Origin of the sequence: Nocardia sp. NPDC051756, assembly GCF_040681495.1 — a bacterium.
In the GTDB taxonomy this organism is placed as follows: domain Bacteria; phylum Actinomycetota; class Actinomycetes; order Mycobacteriales; family Mycobacteriaceae; genus Nocardia.
Genome location: NZ_JBFAYV010000007.1, coordinates 350425 through 369427, shown reverse-complemented (window position 1 = coordinate 369427; position 19003 = coordinate 350425). Strand labels below are relative to the sequence as shown.

Annotated in this window: 18 protein-coding genes and 1 pseudogene; 6 read left to right on the top strand and 13 right to left on the bottom strand. The window is 66.8% G+C overall.

The annotated features are described in order from the left end of the window. Nucleotides 1–20: 20 nt before the first annotated feature. Both AB0M22_RS31855 and AB0M22_RS31850 read right to left on the bottom strand, forming a co-directional pair. The gene (locus AB0M22_RS31855) at nt 21–1022 is read right to left on the bottom strand and encodes a hypothetical protein (RefSeq protein WP_364734782.1); all 1002 of its coding nucleotides are present in this window, start codon (nt 1020–1022) and stop codon (nt 21–23) included. Between the two features lie 164 nt (nt 1023–1186). Then, the gene (locus AB0M22_RS31850; RefSeq protein WP_150407361.1) at nt 1187–1504 is read right to left on the bottom strand and encodes a hypothetical protein; all 318 of its coding nucleotides are present in this window, start codon (nt 1502–1504) and stop codon (nt 1187–1189) included. Between the two features lie 363 nt (nt 1505–1867). On the opposite strand from AB0M22_RS31850, the gene AB0M22_RS31845 reads away from it, so the two are divergent. Next, the gene (locus tag AB0M22_RS31845; protein WP_364734779.1) at nt 1868–2188 is read left to right on the top strand and encodes a hypothetical protein; all 321 of its coding nucleotides are present in this window, start codon (nt 1868–1870) and stop codon (nt 2186–2188) included. On the opposite strand, the gene AB0M22_RS31840 is transcribed toward AB0M22_RS31845, so the two are convergent. After that, nucleotides 2171–2848, bottom strand: a complete 678-nt coding sequence (locus AB0M22_RS31840; protein ID WP_364734777.1) for an HAD family hydrolase — start codon at nt 2846–2848, stop codon at nt 2171–2173. The two genes, AB0M22_RS31845 and AB0M22_RS31840, sit on opposite strands and share 18 nt — an antisense overlap. Before the next feature lie 180 nt (nt 2849–3028). Here AB0M22_RS31840 and AB0M22_RS31835 point away from each other — a divergent pair, with 180 nt between their 5' ends. Further along, nucleotides 3029–3250 (top strand): hypothetical protein, encoded by a 222-nt coding sequence (locus tag AB0M22_RS31835; RefSeq protein ID WP_364734775.1) that lies wholly within the window; start codon nt 3029–3031, stop codon nt 3248–3250. Nucleotides 3251–3370: 120 nt separating this feature from the next. Beyond that, the gene (locus tag AB0M22_RS31830; protein WP_364734773.1) at nt 3371–3973 is read left to right on the top strand and encodes a chitinase; all 603 of its coding nucleotides are present in this window, start codon (nt 3371–3373) and stop codon (nt 3971–3973) included. A gap of 5 nt (nt 3974–3978) precedes the next feature. On the opposite strand, the gene AB0M22_RS31825 is transcribed toward AB0M22_RS31830, so the two are convergent. The 3 genes and pseudogenes from AB0M22_RS31825 to AB0M22_RS31815 form a co-directional block, all read right to left on the bottom strand. Continuing rightward, nucleotides 3979–4344 carry a VOC family protein gene (locus tag AB0M22_RS31825; protein WP_364734771.1) on the bottom strand — a complete coding sequence of 122 codons (366 nt, stop codon included), beginning with the start codon at nt 4342–4344 and terminating at the stop codon, nt 3979–3981. Beyond that, nucleotides 4295–5473 (bottom strand): hypothetical protein, encoded by a 1179-nt coding sequence (locus AB0M22_RS31820; protein ID WP_364734769.1) that lies wholly within the window; start codon nt 5471–5473, stop codon nt 4295–4297. The genes AB0M22_RS31825 and AB0M22_RS31820 overlap by 50 nt, the downstream gene beginning before the upstream one ends. After that, nucleotides 5470–6398: pseudogene (locus AB0M22_RS31815) on the bottom strand (metal-dependent hydrolase). Before AB0M22_RS31815 ends, AB0M22_RS31820 begins: the two are co-directional and overlap by 4 nt. 148 nt (nt 6399–6546) lie before the next feature. Between AB0M22_RS31815 and AB0M22_RS31810 the strand changes: the two are divergent. Further along, nucleotides 6547–7149, top strand: coding sequence for a TetR/AcrR family transcriptional regulator (locus AB0M22_RS31810; protein WP_364734767.1), 603 nt, complete (start codon nt 6547–6549; stop codon nt 7147–7149). Nucleotides 7150–7156: 7 nt separating this feature from the next. On the opposite strand, the gene AB0M22_RS31805 is transcribed toward AB0M22_RS31810, so the two are convergent. The 7 genes from AB0M22_RS31805 to AB0M22_RS31775 all read right to left on the bottom strand — a co-directional run bounded on the left by AB0M22_RS31805 (nt 7157) and on the right by AB0M22_RS31775 (nt 17150). Next, nucleotides 7157–8137: a LacI family DNA-binding transcriptional regulator gene (locus tag AB0M22_RS31805; RefSeq protein WP_364734765.1), complete on the bottom strand. Its 981-nt coding sequence runs from the start codon at nt 8135–8137 to the stop codon at nt 7157–7159. A 66-nt stretch (nt 8138–8203) separates the two neighbouring features. Further along, nucleotides 8204–9454 (bottom strand): alpha-hydroxy acid oxidase, encoded by a 1251-nt coding sequence (locus AB0M22_RS31800; RefSeq protein WP_364734763.1) that lies wholly within the window; start codon nt 9452–9454, stop codon nt 8204–8206. Next, nucleotides 9454–10908, bottom strand: coding sequence for a rhamnulokinase family protein (locus tag AB0M22_RS31795; protein ID WP_364734761.1), 1455 nt, complete (start codon nt 10906–10908; stop codon nt 9454–9456). The genes AB0M22_RS31800 and AB0M22_RS31795 overlap by 1 nt, the downstream gene beginning before the upstream one ends. After that, the gene (locus tag AB0M22_RS31790; protein ID WP_364734759.1) at nt 10905–12941 is read right to left on the bottom strand and encodes a bifunctional aldolase/short-chain dehydrogenase; all 2037 of its coding nucleotides are present in this window, start codon (nt 12939–12941) and stop codon (nt 10905–10907) included. The genes AB0M22_RS31795 and AB0M22_RS31790 overlap by 4 nt, the downstream gene beginning before the upstream one ends. 52 nt (nt 12942–12993) lie before the next feature. Next, nucleotides 12994–14151, bottom strand: coding sequence for an L-rhamnose isomerase (gene rhaI, locus AB0M22_RS31785; RefSeq protein ID WP_364734757.1), 1158 nt, complete (start codon nt 14149–14151; stop codon nt 12994–12996). Continuing rightward, nucleotides 14151–15473 (bottom strand): MFS transporter, encoded by a 1323-nt coding sequence (locus tag AB0M22_RS31780; RefSeq protein ID WP_364734755.1) that lies wholly within the window; start codon nt 15471–15473, stop codon nt 14151–14153. The genes rhaI and AB0M22_RS31780 overlap by 1 nt, the downstream gene beginning before the upstream one ends. Nucleotides 15474–15701: 228 nt before the next feature. Next, nucleotides 15702–17150 carry a carotenoid oxygenase family protein gene (locus tag AB0M22_RS31775; RefSeq protein ID WP_364734753.1) on the bottom strand — a complete coding sequence of 483 codons (1449 nt, stop codon included), beginning with the start codon at nt 17148–17150 and terminating at the stop codon, nt 15702–15704. Between the two features lie 70 nt (nt 17151–17220). Here AB0M22_RS31775 and AB0M22_RS31770 point away from each other — a divergent pair, with 70 nt between their 5' ends. Beyond that, entirely contained in the window at nt 17221–17847 is a 627-nt protein-coding gene (locus AB0M22_RS31770; protein ID WP_364734751.1) for a TetR/AcrR family transcriptional regulator, read from the top strand. A gap of 63 nt (nt 17848–17910) precedes the next feature. Beyond that, nucleotides 17911–18993 (top strand): ABC transporter substrate-binding protein, encoded by a 1083-nt coding sequence (locus AB0M22_RS31765; protein WP_364734749.1) that lies wholly within the window; start codon nt 17911–17913, stop codon nt 18991–18993. Nucleotides 18994–19003: the final 10 nt, after the last annotated feature.

Here is a 19003-nt window from a genome sequence, read left to right as displayed (position 1 = left end):
GCATTGGTTCGTGCGGTTCGTCAGCGGGGGAGTTGGTGGTAGAGCCGGACGAGTTCTTCGGCGGTGGTGCGCGCCGCGGCGCAACCGTTGGCGGCCTCGATCGAGATGACCTCGGTGCTCCACGCGTCGCTCATCGGGTTGTAGCGATCGGGGCCGGGTTCGGCCGGTTGGGAAGTGGTCGAGACGTCGAGCGTGCAGGAGTTCGGGGCGCGCAAGGCATTGGACCCGGGGCTTTCGAGGGCCGATAGACCGCCGACTGTGCTTTCCTGCTCGGCGCTGCCCACTCGAGCGGTGAAGCTGCGATTGGTGAATTGGTATCGGATGGTCTGCAACGTCGAGTCGTCGCCGCTGTCCAGCCGGAAGGTGCAAGCCCACGGATTCACGGTGTTCTGATAGGACGATTCCAGCGGAGGTTGGTCGATCGATGCCAGCGCCGGGTGACGGCCCTGACCGACCCGGCCGAGCACGGCACACGGATCGAGGGTGGCGAGGCGGGAGTTGATGTGTGCGCGTGCGGAGGCCGTCCGTAGTGCGCGCTCGGATCGGTGTGGAACGGCTGATCGAGCGATGTCCTGCACCACCGTGCACTCGATCTTGCCGTCGGCGATCACCATGATGCTCAGCCGGTCGGAGACGGGCACGTTCGCTCCGCACCTGGCTTGGGGTGGGTTCGGTGAGTAGGCGATTTCGTCGAGCGGGGTGCCGATGCCGCGGAACGTGCTGACGTGGATCGATCCGAGGAGATCACCATCAGGTGACTTGAAAGATGCTACGCAATTGTTGAAGTCGAAGAGCGCGCCGACGTAGGCGGGTGTCCCGATCCGGTGGAGCGCGGCATTGTCGAGGTAGGCGCACGGATCCAGCGGGCGCAGGGTATCTCGATAGGCGATCGTCGCCTGGTCTTGCGCCGAAAGGGATTTCGGATACGCGATCCGCTCGACCGGCGAGGTCGCCTCCGGGTTCGGCGACGCACACGACGAAATGGTGACCAGCAATGCCACCGCGACGATCAATTTCCGCACCGCGCGGATGCTACGGCGTTTCCGCCGTAGCGGTCCGGTTCGTTCGTCATCGATCGGTCATCGCCAGATCATGAATCCACGGTCGGGAACGTCCCTACGGGAGCTTCAGCCGGCCAGGAGCAGTCCCACCGGAACGAGCCTTCCGACGGATTATCGGGGACGATCTACGCTTGGATAACCTCGATGCGGACCATCGCGCCCAGGGAGTCGCAGCTGGCCCAGGATTGATTCTGGCCGTATTGGATCGGGCCGTATTTCCAGTAGGTGAAGGGGACGGGCCAGGCGACGCAGGTGAGTTTCGCTTGATGCCAGGTGGGCAGCTCGCAATTGACCATTCCGCCGGTGTTGAAGACGTTGTAGACGTGACAGTTGGCTTCCGGCACCGGGACGTCGGCCTGGGCCACGCCACCGCCTGCGAGCACTGCGGATGCCGCTGCGGTGGCCACGACGGCGCCGGCGGCAATTCGCTTCGCTGAGAACATTTCGAACCTCCTGAATTGGTGTTGCCTGAAACATCGCATACGGGTCGCGCTTGTTACGAGGAAATATTCGTAACTTGGTCTGTGGGCCATTGACGGCTAAGAATGCACTTGGGTGATGGCCAGGATTGCGACATGTCGTGGCATGCGACGTAACAAAGGTTCTATGAATAACGATATCGCGATTCGGCAGGCGTGCGCGCTGTCTAATGGCGGCCTCTCCGAACAATGAATCTCGCAGTGTTCGCTACACCGCAGGCACCTGCCGGTGTGGCGGCTGGTCCGGACCATGCCCGGGCCGAACATGGCGCTCGACACCACCGTGCCTAACCGCCGATGTCGGTGCTCGACCATATGGTTGGACGTATGACCGACATAGCTCCACTTGCCGCGTCCTCACGGGCCACCTTCGGCGATCCAGGCGTCCACGCCGTCGTTCGATCAGGGCGCACCGTGCACGCGGTCAGCCTCGGGCAATGGGTCGGCGACGAAGAAGTACCGGAACTGCTGTGTCACACCGGTGTGGCCGGCTGGTCACCCGCGGCGCTGGAACCGACCCGCGAAGCCGTCACCTGCGCGCGATGCTTGCGCAGAACCGGGAGGCAAAGCCTCGCCTCGCAACAGCTTCCGCTGTTCGGCGAGGTGGATATCGCCGATGACGACGGAAAGCTACCGGTCTCGGAGTAGGGGCGCGATCGGGCTCTGCTCGAGCTCGCGCAACAGGTGGGCGACGTCATCGCAGACGAAGGCAGCACCCTCGTCTTCGAGTTCGGCCCGCGAGATTCCGCCGCTGAGCACCCCGACGGTCGGCACGCCGACGGCGGCGCAGGCGCGGACGTCCCACACCGTGTCGCCGACGAAGACCGCTCGCTCCGGTGGGACGCCGGCTCGATCCAGCGCGATCTGCACGATGGTTGGATCGGGTTTGGCGGTGTCGACGTCTTCGCCACCGGTCACCGCGTAGAGCACGGATTCGCTGTCGAGCAGTTTGCGCAGGACGGACAACTCGTCCGGCGGCGCGGACGTCGCGAGCACGACGCGCAGGCCACGGTCGTGCAGGGCGGCCAGCGCCTCCTGGGCGCCCGGCAGCAAGGTCAGCTCGTCGGCGCTGTCCAGGTAGAAGCGGGAATGCAGGTCGTCGGCCCGCTCGGCGGCGGCATCGTCGAGGTCACCGGCGAGGGTCTCGATCAGGGTGTCGCCGTCCATGCCGATCGCGCGGTGGATACGCCAGCTCGGCACGATGGCCCCTGCCTCGCGAAATGCCCGATGCCAAGCTCGGGCATGCAGGTAGTTGGAGTCGACGAGGGTGCCGTCGATGTCGAACAGGACCGCCGCAGGCTCGGGCAACGAGAACTCCTCAGCTCGGGGCCGTTGTGGTGCCGGCCTGTCCACGATCTACCCCGGAAACTCCAGTCGAACCGTTCGGCCGGTTGGTGTGTTTCGGTTCGCGCCATGAATAGCTCTGTCCAATGAATTGCGGGCACCTGAGCACGCAACGCTCGGATCTCGTGCCGCGATTAGCCCAGCATGATCACTCGTAAACTCATGGCCGGCGGATTGCTCTGCGCCGCCTCGCTTTTCCTCGCCGCCCCGGCCGCCCAAGCGGATACGGGCAGCTCGTCGCTCGGTGCGCTGATCAATGTGGGCTGCCTCCTGCAATCGCTGTCCGCCGAGTCGCCGACCGCAGACTGCAAACCGCCGCAGATTCCGGTCGCCGGAATCCAAAACCAGGCCCCCGCCGCCCGCTGAGTCGCGGAACCGATTTGGAACCGCATCGGCGCAATCGGAGTCCGCCGCCGGCCGCAACGGCAGCCTGGCAATCGGTCGAAGTTGGTAACGAGATCGCTTGGCGCAGGTCATGATTGGTTGATGACAGCTGAGGGCACTCTGATCTCCGAAGAAGAGTTCGTGGCGGCCGTGACCAGCGCCGGTTATCCGACCCCGACGACTTCTCAGTACCAGGGCATGTGCGCCGCAGCCCCCGCCGGGGACGTCTCGAGCCGGAAGGATCTTGCCCAGTTCCTGGCCCAGATCCTGTGGGAATCAGACGGTCTCAGGAGCAAGGAAGAGTATCTGGCCGCGAACGACCCGGCGGCAGTGGCGACCGCATACGCCGGCCCGGACGACAACGGCAAGGTCTTCTACGGCCGCGGCTATATCCAACTCGCCTGGGCGGACAACTACCGGGCGGCGTCGCAGGACATCTTCGGTGACGACCGTCTGTATCGCACGCCCGAGGTGGTCGCCGAGGACGAGTACACGGCTTGGGCGGTGTCGTTCTGGTACTGGCGCGCGCGTGTCGCCATCGCCGCGGGCTACGGGGAGGGATTCGGTTTCACCACGAAGGCGATCAACGGCGCGCTCGAATGCTCCGGCGACAGCACCAAGGCGGAGCGGCGATACAAGACGTACACCAAAGTGGCCGCCGCGCTGGGCGAGACTCCGCTCGGGCCGGAAGGCTGTTACTCCTAGACCGCTCAGTCGAGGCAGAACTCGTTGCCTTCGATGTCCTGCATGACCAGGCACGACTCGTTGACTTCGTCGGCGCGCAGTAGTTGTACGCGTACGGCGCCGAGAGGGGCCAGTCGGGCGCATTCGGCTTCTAGGGCGGCTACGCGCTCTTCGCCTACGAGCCCGGTGCCGACCCGCACGTCGAGGTGCACCCGATTCTTGACGACCTTGTCTTCGGGAACGGGCTGGAAGTAGAGCCGCGGGCCGACGCCGGAGGGGTCGACAGCTGACGAACCTTGCTGCTCGTACCCCAATACCGCGCACCAGAACTGAGCGACGCGCTCAGGTTCCGCGCAATCGAACGTTACCTGGATCTGTCTGACCGCTGCCATCGGTCCACAATAGAGCGCCGGATGTTTCGTTGTCGTGCGACTTTCCGCGCGGCACGAGGAAGGCGGCGAGCACGGTGGCGATCGCGATGACGAAGCAGGCGATGGTGTACCAGAGGTTGCCGACGGGGTCGCCGTTGGGCGTGTGGCCATCGGTGGCGTTGAAGTAGTCGGGTAGCGCGGTGACCCAGAGCACGGCCATGACGGCCAGGTAGACCACCGCGTACCACTGGACCAGCGGGTTGCGGTATCCGTCGGTGGTCTTGGCGCGCAACTGGCGGTACAACACCACTGCGGCGACCACCGAGAGCGCGAAAAGCTCTGCCGCGTAGAGGAATCCGCGAACGGAATCGCTACCCATGCCGAAAATCGTGGCCGGCAGCGGCAGCACGAAGGTGCCGACCGAGGCGAGTAGCCCGATCACTATCGTGCGCCACACCAGTTGCAGCCCAGTGAATTTCGTTCCCGCCTCGACGTGCCGCCCGACGAAGTACCGCACGCACAGCGCCAGCGACATCGGCCACAACGCGGCGAAGACGACGACGCTGGGCAGCGGCACGGAATCGAACATCGGCTGATTGATCGGATTGTCCACCGACCACTCCCACCAGCGCAGTTGCGGCCCGATCTGATCGAAGATCTCGTAGAACGCGTGGTGCACGAAGCCGACGCACGCCGCGCCGAGCAGGAGGCCTTGCCGCTGGAAAATGCCGAGCATGCGCACGAGTTCGTAGGCCATCGTCGCCATCAGCGGATAGATCGCGACGATGTAGAGCGGGAGTCTGCCCCACAGGAAGTCCACGGTGAATACGTTGTGCGCGAACATCGTATCGACCTGCTCGGCGATCCCGAACGCGGACGGAAAGTACAGCGGCGGTTCGATCACGAACAGATAGGCGGTCGCGCCGAACCACAGCACCAGGTTGGTCGGGTCACCGTGCCTGCGCAGCCGCACAATCGCGTAGATCAGGGCGAGCACCGAGCCGAGCACGATGGTCACCTCGAGGACCGGCAGCGTCCAGTTCTCCAGCGCGGCCGGATTACGGAACTCGACGAGCCCGCCAGCTTCGCCACACGAAAAGCCCAGTCGCGCCGCGAGATCGGCGAAGGTCGGCGTGCACAATTCGCTCATCGGTTCGCCGCCACGCTCTGATCCGCGGTGTACCAGCGCGTGCAGTCGTAACCCGCGGCGTACCGCTCGAACCACCGGCCCGCCAGCTCGGGCAACTTCTCGTGCGTCGGATCATGTTTGGGCAGCTGGCTGCGGACGACGCCGGCCAGCGCATCGAGCTGCTCGCGACGCGAGAGCCCATCGAACGCGCGCGGCATCGGACCCTTGCTCAGATACGGCGCGACGGCTCGCAGCACTCGCTGCTTGGCCCGGTGGGTGGCGAACATGGACAGCGAGTCGACCTGCCGATCGGCAAGCGGGACATGCAGATTGAACCCGGTGCACGCGATCCGGATCACCTTCATCACATGCGCGAAGATCGACGGCGCCATGCGCATCCGGTAAAGCTCGTTCCCGACAACGGAATTGAAGATGATGAGCGCGGAACTCCGGTGCTCGACCTCCTCGACGAATGCCAGATGAACAGGGACGCGACCCGGTCGTCACCCGGCCGGAACAGCGTCGCCTCGTTGTCGAGCATCAACTTGAACACCGGCGTGAAGGTGGCCTCCAGATCCGCGGTGTAGGCGAGGCGGTACTCGCGCGAGGTCGCCTCGGTGAGCAGATCGAACTCGCCGATCACGGCGTCGAGCGTGTTCTGTAGTCCCGGATACTGTTTGATCAGCGCCTTGACGTGCTGGCGATGCGCGGTCGAATGGTGCCCCTCCTGGCGCATGAACGCGACCGCCTCCTGCGCCACCTCCGGATCGGTGAGCACCGGCTTGAGCTGCATGATCAGCTTCACGATCATTTTCTCGAAGCCGACCGCCAGGAACGACACCGCGTTGGACATGCTCGACCACGCCGGGTTCTGCGGGTTCCACAGGAACGGGACATCGGCGTCCTCGAAGCCGAAATCCATCTTTCGGGGCTGCAAATTGGTCACGGTGGGGTTACCTCGCGTCGGTGAGTGGTCGTCCATGTGCTGTGCGGGAGAAGCACATTGAAGGTCACCATACACATGCGCGTCAATGTGTATGATTGCTTTCGTGAGGTCGCCCGGACACCGTCATGGCACTGGTATCGTCCGGTCGGTGGCGCGCAGACGCGGGTGGGGCGGGAGTCCGCCGAGGGACGACGAGGAGGCGCATCGGCGCATCGTCGCCGCCGCGGTCGAGTTGATCGGGCAGACCGGCAAGGCGATCAGCATCGCCGACGTCGCGGACGCGCTGGGCGTCATCCGCCAGACCGTCTACCGCTACTTTCCGAGTTCCGAGTCGCTGATGGCGGCGGCCGCGATCGCCTCGGTCGACGGATTCCTCGATCGCTTGACCGCGCACGTGGCGGGTCTCGCCGATCCGGCCGAGGCGATGATCGAGGGGGTGGTCTACACCCTCACCGAGGTGCGCCGCACCCCGCACCTGGGCATCCTGCTGTCCAGCTCGTACTCGAACGTCGACCCCGACAGCCTCACCTCGGCGCAGGCCAAAGCCTTCGGCATGACGATGATCCATCGCTTCGACGTCGACTGGGAACGCCACGGTTACGACGAACCGGCCCTCGGCGAACTGGTCGAATACGTGCTCCGAACCATGCACTCCTTCTTCGTCTCCCCGGGTAACCCGCCACGCACCGACGACGAACTCCGCGCCTACCTGCGCCGCTGGCTGGGCACCGCGATCGCGGCCCAGGGATAAGCAGGCTCTAGGCGGAGTCGGTCGAGGCTCGGGGGACCAGGGTGGGCTGGAAGGAGATGTGTTCGGTGGGGGCGCCTTCGGCGGCGGCGGTCAGCAGGTCTATGGCCGAGGAGCCGATGAGGGCGCTGGGTTGGCGGATCGAGGAGAGCGGGACGATGGTCGATTCGGCGAAGTCGATGTCGTCGTAGCCGATCAGTGCGATGTCCTCGGGGACGCGCACGCCGTGCATGGTCAGTGCTTGCAGGACGCCGATGGCCAGGAGGTCGTTGGCGCAGAAGATCGCCTCCGGGCGGTCGCCGGGGGCGGCGATCTGCTCCCCGGCTTTGCGGCCGGCCAGAACTGTCGGCGCGGCCGTGTCGATCACGGCCAGAGTCGCGCCTGGACAGTCCTGAACGGCCGCGCGCGCTCCGGTCAGTCGGTCGGCGACCTGATGCAACGAGAGCGGCCCGCCGACGAAGGCGATGCGGCGACGTCCGGTGCCGCACAGGTGCTCCACCGCCAGCCGCCCGCCCGCCTTGTCGTCGACGGCGACCGAGGAGAACGGGGTGCCGTGTCCGTCGCGATCGACCAGGACCACCGGCACGCCCCGGCTGTGCAGGGCGCGCAGCCGGTCCAGGTCGTCGCCGGAGGGGGAGATCAGCAAGCCGAAAACGCGTTGCTCGTCGAAGGTTTCGAGGTAGAGGCGCTCACGCTCGTGATCGTCGTCGGTGGAGCCCAGCAGCACGACCAGGTTGTTGTCCGCGGCACGCTGTTCGGCCGCGCGGGCGATGTCGGAGAAGAACGGGTTGCCGATGTCCAGGACGACCAGTCCGACGCAGCGTGAGCGCCCGGCGCGCAACTGGCGGGCGGCGTCGTTGCGCACGAAACCCAACTGCTCGATCGCGGTGTGCACGCGTTCGACGGTGGCCGGGGCGACCTTCTCCGGCGCGTTGAGGACGTTGGAGACGGTGCCGACCGAGACCCCTGCGGTCGCGGCGACCTCCTTCATGCTCACCACCGGCGACCAGGCCTCCTCGTGTGCTTCGCGGCCCGGGCACGAGATGTGCGTGGGGACTCAGCTCCGATCTTGTCCGGGGACCGGCCGGGGAGCAAGTCTGACCAGCTGGGTGACGTGTCGCGGGGTCAGCTCGTCCAGACTGCCGACGCCGAGCAAGCGCATAGTGCGTTCGATCTGTTCGGACAGGATCGTGATCGCGCGGTCCACACCGGCCTCGCCGCCGGCCATCAGCCCGTACAGGTAAGCGCGACCGACGAGGGTGAAGCGGGCGCCGAGGGCGATCGAGGCGACGACGTCCGCACCGGACATGATGCCGGTGTCGAGCATGATCTCGGTATCGCGGCCCAGTTCGGCGGCGACCGACGGCAACAGATGGAACGGAACCGGCGCTCGATCCAGTTGCCGCCCACCATGATTGGACAGCACGATGCCGTCCGCCCCGACCTCGACCACCGCACGCGCGTCGGCGAGCGTCTGCACGCCCTTGACGACCAGCTTGCCCGGCCACTGGTCGCGGATCCAGGCGAGATCGGCGAAGGTCACCGTCGGGTCGAACATGCTGTCCAGCAACTCGGCGACCGTGCCCGACCAGCGGTCCAGCGAGGCGAACGCCAGGGGCTCGGTGGTGAGGAAGTCGAACCACCAGCGCGGGCGGGGGAGCGCGTTCAGCACGGTCGCCGGGGTCAGGGCCGGTGGGATCGTCATGCCGTTGCGCTTGTCCCGCAGGCGCGCACCGGCGACCGGCACGTCCACAGTGACCAGCAGCGTGTCGTACCCCGCCGCGGCGGCGCGCTCCACCAGCGCCATCGACCGGTCGCGATCCTTCCACATGTAGAGCTGAAACCAGTTGCGGCCGTGCGGGTTCGCGGCCGCAACGTCCTCGATGGACGCGGTGCCCATGGTGGACAGGCAGAACGGGATCCCGGCGCGGGCGGCCGCGCGGGCGCCGGCGTATTCGCCTTCGGTCTGCATCATCCGGGTGAAGCCGGTCGGTGCGATGCCGAACGGCAGCGACACCGGTCCGCCGAGCACCTGCCGGTCGGTGCTGACCTTGGACACATCGCGCAGGATCGCGGGCTGGAATTCGATGTCGCGGAACGCCTGTCGCGCGCGGGCGAGCGACAGTTCGGCCTCGGCCGCGCCGTCGGTGTAGTCGAATGCGGCTCGGGGAGTGCGGCGTTCGGCGATCGTCCGCAGGTCCTCGATGGTCAGCGCGCGGTCAAGGCGGCGCTGCCTGGCGTCGAGTTGTGGCTGCTTGAACCGCAGCAGCGGCGCGAGGTCGCGGGGTTTGGGGAATTGCCGTTTCATCAGCCTGCCTTCCTGGTCGAGGTGTCGCGGCGCGGGGTGTAGCGGCGCGGGGCGAAGGCGGCGGCCACCGCGGTCCGCAACTCCGCCAGGTCGCCGGTCAGCAGCCCGTGCGTTCGCGCTTGAATCAGTATGTTGCCTATCGCGGTCGCCTCCACCGGACCGGCGATCACCGGCAGCCCGGTGCGGTCGGCGGTAAGCTGGCACAGCAGCCGGTTCTGTGCACCGCCGCCGACCAGGTGCACGGTGCGCACCTCGGTTCCCGACAGCGTCGCGGCGGTGTGCACGGCGGAGGCGAAGGCCGCGGCGAGGCTTTCCACGATGGCGCGCACCAGGTCCACGCGGGTGCTGGGGGCCGGAAGGTCGTGTTCGGTGTACCAGTTCACGATGCGGGCGGGGATGTCCCCGGGAGTCAGGAATCGAGGGTCGTCGACGTCGAAGATCGCGACGGGGGCCGGGCGGGTGGCGGCCTGTTCGAGCAGTCGGGTCAGGTCGACGTCGGCGTCGTCGCGCTGCCACCGGCGGACCGATTCGTTCAGCAGCCACAGGCCCATCACGTTGTGCAGGAACCGGATTCGCCCCTCGGCACCGGTCTCGTTGGTGAAGTTCGCCGCCCAGCTCGCCGCGTTGATCACCGGGTCGGCCAGCTCGACGCCGACGAGTCCCCAGGTGCCGCAGGAGATGTAGGCCGCCGATTCCGGGTTCATCGGCACGGCTACGACGGCGGATGCTGTGTCGTGCGAGGCGACCGCGGTGATCTGTGTCGAGGGACTCAGGCTCAATGGTGCTGCCACGGTTGGCAATACGGATCCCAGGGGTGTTCCCGGGTCGACCAGGTCGGGGAACAGGTTCGGGCGGAGTCCGAGGCGGGTGTGTAGTTCGGTGTCCCAGTTGCCGTTCGGCGCGAGGAGGCCGGTAGTGGAGGCGTTGGTGCGTTCGGCGGCGAGAGTGCCGGTGAGCCAATAGCCGATCAGGTCCGGGATCAGCAGGGCATGCTCGGCGATGTCGAGGTCGCCGCCGAGTCGGTCGGCCGCCAGTTGGTAGAGGGTGGTGAACGGCAGGAACTGTAAACCGTTGCGCGCATGCAGTTCCGACGGCTCGATCGCCGCGTGTACCGCGTCGACACCGGCGCTGGTACGAGTGTCGCGGTAGTGATGCGGAAGTCCCAGGAGTCGTCCGCCGCGCAGCAACCCGTAGTCCACTGCCCAGGAATCTATTCCGACACCCAACAGCGCAGGGGCTTGGCGCGCGGCTTCGGCGAGTCCGGTGCACACCTGCGCGTACAAACCCGCGATATCCCAATGCAGACCCGCGCTGCGCCCGTTCCAGATCTGGACCGGTTCGTTGGCGAACCGCGCGACCTGCCGGAGCTCGAGCCGCCCAGGTCCGACGGTGCCGAGCATGACGCGCCCGCTGGTGCCCCCGAGGTCCACCGCCGCGACCTGCCCGGTGCTCATCGCAGGAAGGCCGCGGCCACGCCCGCATCCACCGGTACGTGCAGGCCGGTGGTGTGGGAGAAGTCGTTGCTGCACAACGCGAACGCCGCGTTGGCGATGTGCTCGGGCAGCACCTCGCGCTTGAGCAGCGTGCGCTGGGCGTAGAACTGCCCGAGGTCGGCCTCGTCGACGCCGTAGACGGCGGCGCGTTGCGCGCCCCAGCCGCCGGCGAAGATCCCCGATCCGCGCACGACTCCGTCGGGGTTGATGCCGTTGACCTTGATGCCGTGCTCGCCGAGTTCGGCCGCGAGCAGCCGAACCTGGTGTGCCTGATCGGCTTTCGTCGCGGAGTAGGCGACGTTGTTCGGACCGGCCACGACCGAGTTCTTCGACGAGATGTAGAGGATGTCCCCGCCGAGGCGTTGGGCGATCAGCGCCTTCGCCGCGGCCTTCGACACCAGGAACGAGCCGCGCGCCATCACGTTGTGTTGCAGATCCCAGTCCTCGACCGTGGTGTCCAGCAGCGACTTCGACAGGGACAGACCGGCATTGTTGACCACGAGGTCGATCCCGCCGAACGCGAGCACACACGCGTCGACCGCCGCCCGCACCTGCGTTTCGTCGGTCACGTCCGCGCGGACCCCGATCGCCACATCGGCGGAACCGATCTCGGCGGCCACCGCGACCGCCTTGTCCCCGTCCAGGTCCGCGACCACCACGCACGCGCCTTCGGCCGCCAGCCGTCGCGCGACCGCCTTCCCGATACCCGAGGCCGCGCCGGTGACCAGCGCGATCCGCGTGGCCAGCGGCTTGGGCGCGGGCATCCGGGCCAGCTTCGCCTCCTCCAGCAGCCAGTACTCGATCCGGAACTTCTCCGACTCCTCGATCGGGGCGTACCGGGAGATGGCTTCCGCGCCGCGCATCACGTTGATCGCGTTCAGGTAGAACTCACCCGCCACCCGGGCGGTCTGCTTGTCCTTGCCGTAGCTGAACATGCCGACGCCCGGAACCAGCACGATCGCCGGGTCCGCGCCGCGCATCGCGGGGGAGGATGGGGTGGCGTGGCGCTGGTAGTAGGCCGCGTAGTCCGCGCGGTAGGACTCGTGCAGCTCGGTGAGCCGGGCCCGGATCTGTTCGAGGCCGGCGTCCGCGGGCAGATCCAGCACCAGCGGCTTGACCTTGGTGCGCAGAAAGTGATCCGGGCAGCTGGTGCCCAGGGCCGCCAACCGCGGATGTTCGCTGTGGGACAGGAATTCCAGCACCGCGTCGCTGTCGATGAAGTGCCCGACCTGTGTCTTGTCGGTGGAGACCAGACCACGGACGAACGGTGCGAGCGCGGCCGCCCTGGCCCGGCGCTCTGCCTCCGGCAGCGGCCCGTAGCCCGGTATCGGAGTGCCGAAAGGTGCTGTGCGGCCGTTGCTTCGGATGAACCGCTCGATGGTGTCGATGATCTCCAGCGAATGCGCCTCGGCCTCGTCGGAGGTGTCGCCCCACGCGGTGATCCCGTGCCCGCCCAGAATGGTGCCGATCGCCTGCGGGTGCTGCCTGCGGATCTCCGCGATGTCCAGGCCGAGCTGAAAACCCGGTCGCCGCCAGGGAATCCAGATCACCCGGTCACCGAAGATCTTGCGGGTCAGCTCCGCGCCGTCGGCGGCGGTGGCCAGCGCGATCCCGGAATCGGGGTGCAGATGGTCCACGTGCGCGGCCTCGACGAGACCGTGCATCGCGGTGTCGATCGACGGCGCCGCCCCGCCGCGGCCGTGCAGGGTGTAATCCAGGGCGGCGACCATCTCGTCCTCGCGGTCTACGCCCGGATACACCTGCGCCAGCGCACGCAGCCGATCCAGGCGCAGCACCGCCAGCCCCTGCTCGGTCAGCGTGCCCAGGTCGCCGCCGGAACCCTTGACCCACATCAGGTCCACCTCGATGCCCGTGACCGGGTCGAGGTCGGTCCCCTTGGCGGAGGTGTTGCCGCCGGCGTAATTGGTGTTCTTGGGGTTGGCCCCGAGTCGGTTCGACCGGGCGATCAATGCGGTGATCGTGGGATGGGACATGATGGGCTGCTTCCTCATTTCACGTAGCGACCGGGTTCGGAGTGTCGGGTCCTCAAGCGCCCCAACCGGATTGGTTGCCGTCGGCGCGCGCGGTCTCGATCTGCCGCTGGTATCCCGAGTGGGCGAACGCCGCCATCGGATCCTCGGGCAGGCCGTGCTCGGCCCGCCACTGCGCGAGCCGCGGGCGCACGTCGGTGTAGAAGGCATCCATGAACACGCCGTTGGCGGCCAGGACGTCACCGGCGTCCTGTGCCCGGGCGAGGGCATCGAGATCTACCAGCGCGGCGCGGGCGGTCATCTCCTGCACGTTCAGCACCGAGCGGATCTGGCCGGGGATCTTCGCCTCGACGTTGTGGCACTGGTCCAGCATCAACGCCACTCCCGAGCCTGCATCGAGCCCGCCCCCGCGCAGGACCTCGAACAGGATCCGGAACAGCTGGAACGGGTCGGCGGCCCCGACGATGAGGTCGTCGTCGGCGTAGAAGCGCGAATTGAAGTCGAACGAGCCGAGTTTCCCCAACCGCAGCAGCTGGGCGACGATGAACTCGATATTGGTGCCCGGTGCGTGATGGCCGGTGTCCAGGCACACCATCGCCCGCTCGCCCAGCGCGCTGGTGTGCGCGAACGCGGTACCCCAGTCCGGGACGTCGGTCATGTAGGTGGCGGGCTCGAAGAACTTGTACTCCAGCACCAGCCGCTGCTCCGCGCCGACGTGCTGATAGATGCTCGCCAGCGACTCGGCGAGCCGGTCCTGCCGTCCCCGAATGTCGCCCTGCCCAGGGTAATTCGTGCCGTCGGCGAGCCAGATCTTCAGATCCGCGGAACCGGTCTCGGTCATCACCTCGAGGCACCGCAGGTGATGGTCGATGGCCTTCTGGCGCACCTTCTTGTCCAGATGGGTGAGGCTGCCGAACTTGTAGTCCTCGTCCTGGAAGGTGTTGGAGTTGACGGTGCCCAACCCGACCCCGAGGTCCTCGGCGTACCCGCGCAGGATCCGGTAGTCCGCGACCGTGTCCCACGGAATGTGCAGTGCCACAGTCGGTGCCAGCCCGGTGAGGCGGTGCACGGTGGCCGCGTCGGCGATCTTCTCCTCGATGGTGCGTGGGGTGCCGGGCGTGCCGAACACCTTGAATCTGGTGCCGGAGTTGCCGAAAGCCCAGGAGGGCAACTCGATCCTGAGGTTGTCCAGCACGGTGTCGAATTCGCTCATCAGTGAACTCCCAGTTGCTTGTCGGGTACGACCGGGACCGCGTCCGGTGCGGCGAGACGGCCGTAGCGTTCGATCTCGATCTCCTGCAACGTTTTTCCCTGGGTGCGCGGCGCGCACACCGCGCCGATCGCCAGGGCGACGGTCAACAGCCCGACCAGCAGCAGGCCGACCGCGGTGAGGCCGGTCGCGGCGAGCATGGTCGGGAAGAAGTAACTGAGCAGGCCGGTGGCCGAGCGCACCACCAGGAACATGAAGCCCTGGGCGCTGGCGCGATAGGAGGTGGCGAACAACTCGCTGGTCCACAGGCTGTAGAAGGCTTGGGCGCCGATACCGCTGGACACACCCCACAGCACCGCGAACACCAACAGCGTCGGCATTCCGGCGTCGGTGAAGAAGACCAGCACGCACCAGGCCAGCACGCCCAGGGCGGCGCCGATCACGTACAGCAGGCGCTGTGAGACGCGGTCCGCGTACGCCATGAACCCGAAGTAGGTGGCCGCGACCGTGCATCCCCATACCAGCACCTGCAACAGATTCTGCTGGACCGCGCTGTGCACGCCGGCGCTGTCGTACACCCGCGGCATGAAGATGCCCGCCTGTCCGGCGACGGTGTTCCAGAAGCCGTAGATGCCCATCAGCACCAGCAGCGCGGTGATATTGATCCGTCGCGAGAACAGGCCGCGCAACCCGGCTCCGCCGACGGAAGTGGTTGCCGTGGTGTTCGATTCGTCCTTCCAGATCTGGGATTCGGCGAGTCCCTGCCGAATCCACCACACCACCGCCGCGACGAAGAACAGGTGCAGGAAGACCAGCCGCGACCCGGTCAAGCCCAGTGGCGCGAGCGCCGCGGCCAAGGCGAACCCGATCAGCGGGCCGATCGACCAGGCCAATTGGGCGGTGCCGACGTGCCGGGCGCGTTCGGTCATCGGAGCCTGCTCGGCGATGTAGGTCCACGACGCGGGCACACCGGCACCCACCGCCAGGCCGGTGATCACGAACGCGGCCAACAGCATCGGGAAGCTGACCGCGCACGCCGCCAGCAGGACTCCGGCCAGGTAGACGAGCAGGTCGTAGGTGTAGATCGCCTTGCGGCCGAAGCGATCACACAGCGGGCCGCCGATTCCGGCGCCGACCGCGGCCCCGAATGCGTTGGCGCTCAACGCCGCCAGCAGTCCGACCGCGAAATTGCTGATGCCGAAGGCGTCCTGCCAGAAGGTCAGGCTGGTCGCGATCGCGATGATCGATCCGGCTTCGATGTAATTGGACATCGCGACGGAGATCGTCGCTTTCCACCCGGTGGTGGACCGTGCGCCTACCTTCATGGTTTTCCTCATCGATCAAGAGCGTCCCCGACCCGATCCGGCGCTGATCCCAGCCGGAAGCAGACGTGTCTACGAGTGGTGGACATCGGTAGCGTCACTGATTGAAACGTTTCAATCAGTGACTGCCATCACTGTAGGGGGACGGTGTGATCGAGTCAACGGGGTGCTGCGTGGTCGAAGTGGCGCGCTGATCGCCGGGGCTCGGGGTTGATGCGGTCGGCCGCGCCTTCAGTCGGCGTCGGCCGAATGTCGGCGGCGGGTGAAGGTTCCGTGGAAGCCCCACGGGATGTGGTGCTCTAGCCATGCGGTGGCCAGTGGGCCGCGCTCGAGGTCGCGGGCGTCGAGGACGACCAGCTGTGAACGGTGTTCGGCCAGGTCATGATTGAGTGCCAGCAGCCAGCCGTCGTCCTCGGCGGCGTCCGGGGTGCGGGGCACGAACAGGGGTTCGCCCACCGAGCCCGCGGTGAAGTCGCAGCTTGTCTCGGTACCGGTTCGATGGTCGAGCTTGATGATCGAGTCGTATACCGTTGCGCCCGCGCTTTTGCCAGAGAGGTAGCTGTAGCGGTGTCGGCGAGTGGAGCGGCGCCAGTCGTACTGCGGGAACTCGACCGAGCGGTCGGTGAGTTCGCGTTCGATTACCGTGCCGCCCTGGGTGATTCGGTACTGCATCAAACGGGATTCCGGGAATTGCGGGCTCTCGGGCGAGCCCGGGTTCACCGCGTTGGTCAGTCTGCGCACCTCGTTCCATCTGGTGTCGAAGCGGACCAGCTCGACCACGACATCGTTGCCGTCGTCGTAGGCGTTGGTCAGGTGGAAATGCAGCAGCGCCTCATGTTCGACGATGCGCGGTTTCCCACCGGCCTTGGGCACCAACAGGAATCGGGTGCCCTTGGACTTCTTGAATTGCAGTGAGTCGATGAACGAGTGGGTGGCGAGCGCGACCTTGGGGATGTCGGGGATCAGCGGATCGAGCGCGAACACCAGATAGCGCTGGGTGAGCGCGAAGTCGTGATTCCACGCGAGATCGAGCATCGGAACCGTCGCGAGCCGGTGCAGCGTGCCGGCACGGTCCACCTTGTAGGTGCGGATGCGCGGGGTCGGCAACAGGTCCAGGCCGAAGTTGTACATCTCACCGGTCACCGGGTCCCACTTCGGATGCGCGGAGAACGCGCCGAGGAAGCCGAGCTTGCCGTCGAAATCGAAGGGACCCAATGTATCCAGGGTATCCGGGGCGATTCGATGCGGGTTGCCCAGTTCCCACAGCGCCAGCAGGCCGCCGTCGTAGTTGACGATGTTGGTGTTCGCCACGTTGGCGGGTAGTCGCCCGATATTGGCCACCGGACCGCCCGAAATCTGGGTGCCGACACCGCGATAGCGGATGCGGTCGCTGCGTTGGCCGTGCTCGAAATGCCGGGTGCGGACATACCGGTTGCGGTAGTGCACCGAGGTGCCGTCGAGGACGAACCGCGACACCATGCCGTCACCGTCGAAGATGCTGTGCAGCAACGTGCGACCGACCTGATGCCTGCCCGGCCCGATCCGGTACAGCGTGCCGGTCAGTTCCTTCGGCAGCGTGCCGTCGATCTGCGCGACGCGGTAGTCGCGTTCGTCCAGCAGCGGCTCGTAGATCCGCTGATAGGGGTTTCCGACCGGGGTGGTGACGTCGTTGACCGTCATGATTCTCCTTTGAATCGGAATTCTGGTGACGTTCGTCATCCAATCTACGGTTGGGCCTAAAGTGGTGTCAATGACCAGGGCAGAAGTTGTGCGACCCTACGGCGGCATCAGCGCCGAGGACCGGCGGGCCGATCGCCGGGCGCGTCTGCTCGCGGCCGGCCGTCAGGCTTGGGCCGAATCCGGGCCTGCGGGAGTGAAAGTGCGCGGCGTCTGCGCGCTGTCCGGGCTGAACGACCGCTACTTCTACGAGCAGTTCGCCAATCGCGAGGCGCTGTTGCTCGCCATCGCCGACGACGTCCGGGACCAGCTTCTCGCCGCGATGGTTGCCGCCGGACTGTCCCGCGACGGTGATGCCGCGGAGAAACTTCAAGCGGCGTTGCAAGCCTTCCTCGACACCGTCGCCAACGACCCGCACATCCTGCGCATCGTCACCAGCGACACCGCGGGCGTTCCCGGATTGGCCGAACGACGGCACGACGTCCTCACCATGATCGCCGACCTCGTCGTCCAGCACGCCCCCGAAGTGCTCGACGCCGAACAACCACCAGATCAGCTTCGCCGCGCGGCCATGTTCGTCACCGGCGGGGTCAACCAGCTCATCGAAGGCTGGCTCGACGGCACCATCACCATGACCACCACCGAACTCGCCGCCGAATGCACCCGCATGTGCCTCAGCGTCCTGTCGCCGAACTTCTGATTCGGCAGCCAGCACTCCTGACGGTCGCTCTGGTCCGAATCTGCATACGGCAGAATCCAATTCATGAGCACATCGACTGACGGATCGTCCGTTCGGATCGGCGGTCTCGTTCCGCTGACGCGGCCCGGTTGGGTCGAGGCGGGCCGTCATTTGCTGGCTGGACTGGAGTTGGGTGTTCGAGAGATCAATGAAGCCGGTGGGATCGGTGGGCGGGCACTCGCGTTGGTGGTCCGAGATACGGCGGCTGATCCTGAGCGGGCCGCTGCGGCGGTGACGGAGTTGGCTGAATCGGGTGTGGTTGCCATCGCGGGGGAGTATCACAGCGTTGTTGCGCGCGCTGCTGCTACCAGGGCGGATGCCCTCGGTTTGCCGTTCCTCTGCTCGTCGGCGGTGCTCGATTCGCTCACCGAACAGCCGACGGAATGGGTTGCGCGCCTTGCCCCGGCGCAGTCGCGCGGCTGGCAGACCTATGCGGACTTTCTCCTCGGCGCGGGGCACACGCGTATTGCCGTGGCGGCGGCGCCGAGTGTCTACTGGGCGGCCGGGGTGGGCATTCTGCGGGACTATCTCGCGCCGCGCGGCGGCACGGTCATCGAGTTGCGCGCGCTCGATCCCGCGGACGTCTGCGACGAACTCGTCGACAATCACGCGACCGTCCTCCTGCTGCTGGTCGGCACCCCGGAGCCGGCCGTGCCGCTCGTGCAGGTCGTACGCCGCGATCCGCGCCTCGCCGACCTCCTGATCGGTGCTCCGGCCGGACAACCGGAGTTCGCCGAATGGTCGAGGTTGCTGGGTGACGACGGCGCCGCGATCCCGTTCCTGCGCTACCTGCCCGAGCGCCTCACCCCGCTGGGTGCCCGAGTAGAGACAGCTTTGCGCGAGCGGCTGACCGAAGCCCCCTCCTTCGTCGCCTTCGAGGGCTACGACACGATCGCCGTCCTCGCCGACCTGCTGCGCGCGCACGGCGTGGACCGGGGGCGGATCGCCGAATCCTGGTGCCGCGTCGCGGTCGAAGGCACGCGCGGGCAGATCCAGTTCTCCCGCACGCCGGATATCGGTGTGTGGCAATGGGTTTGGCCGCCGGTCCAAGTCGTCGACCGAGATCCGTCGGACCCCGGTAGGTTCCGGATCCTGCATTCCCGCTGACGCCGTATAT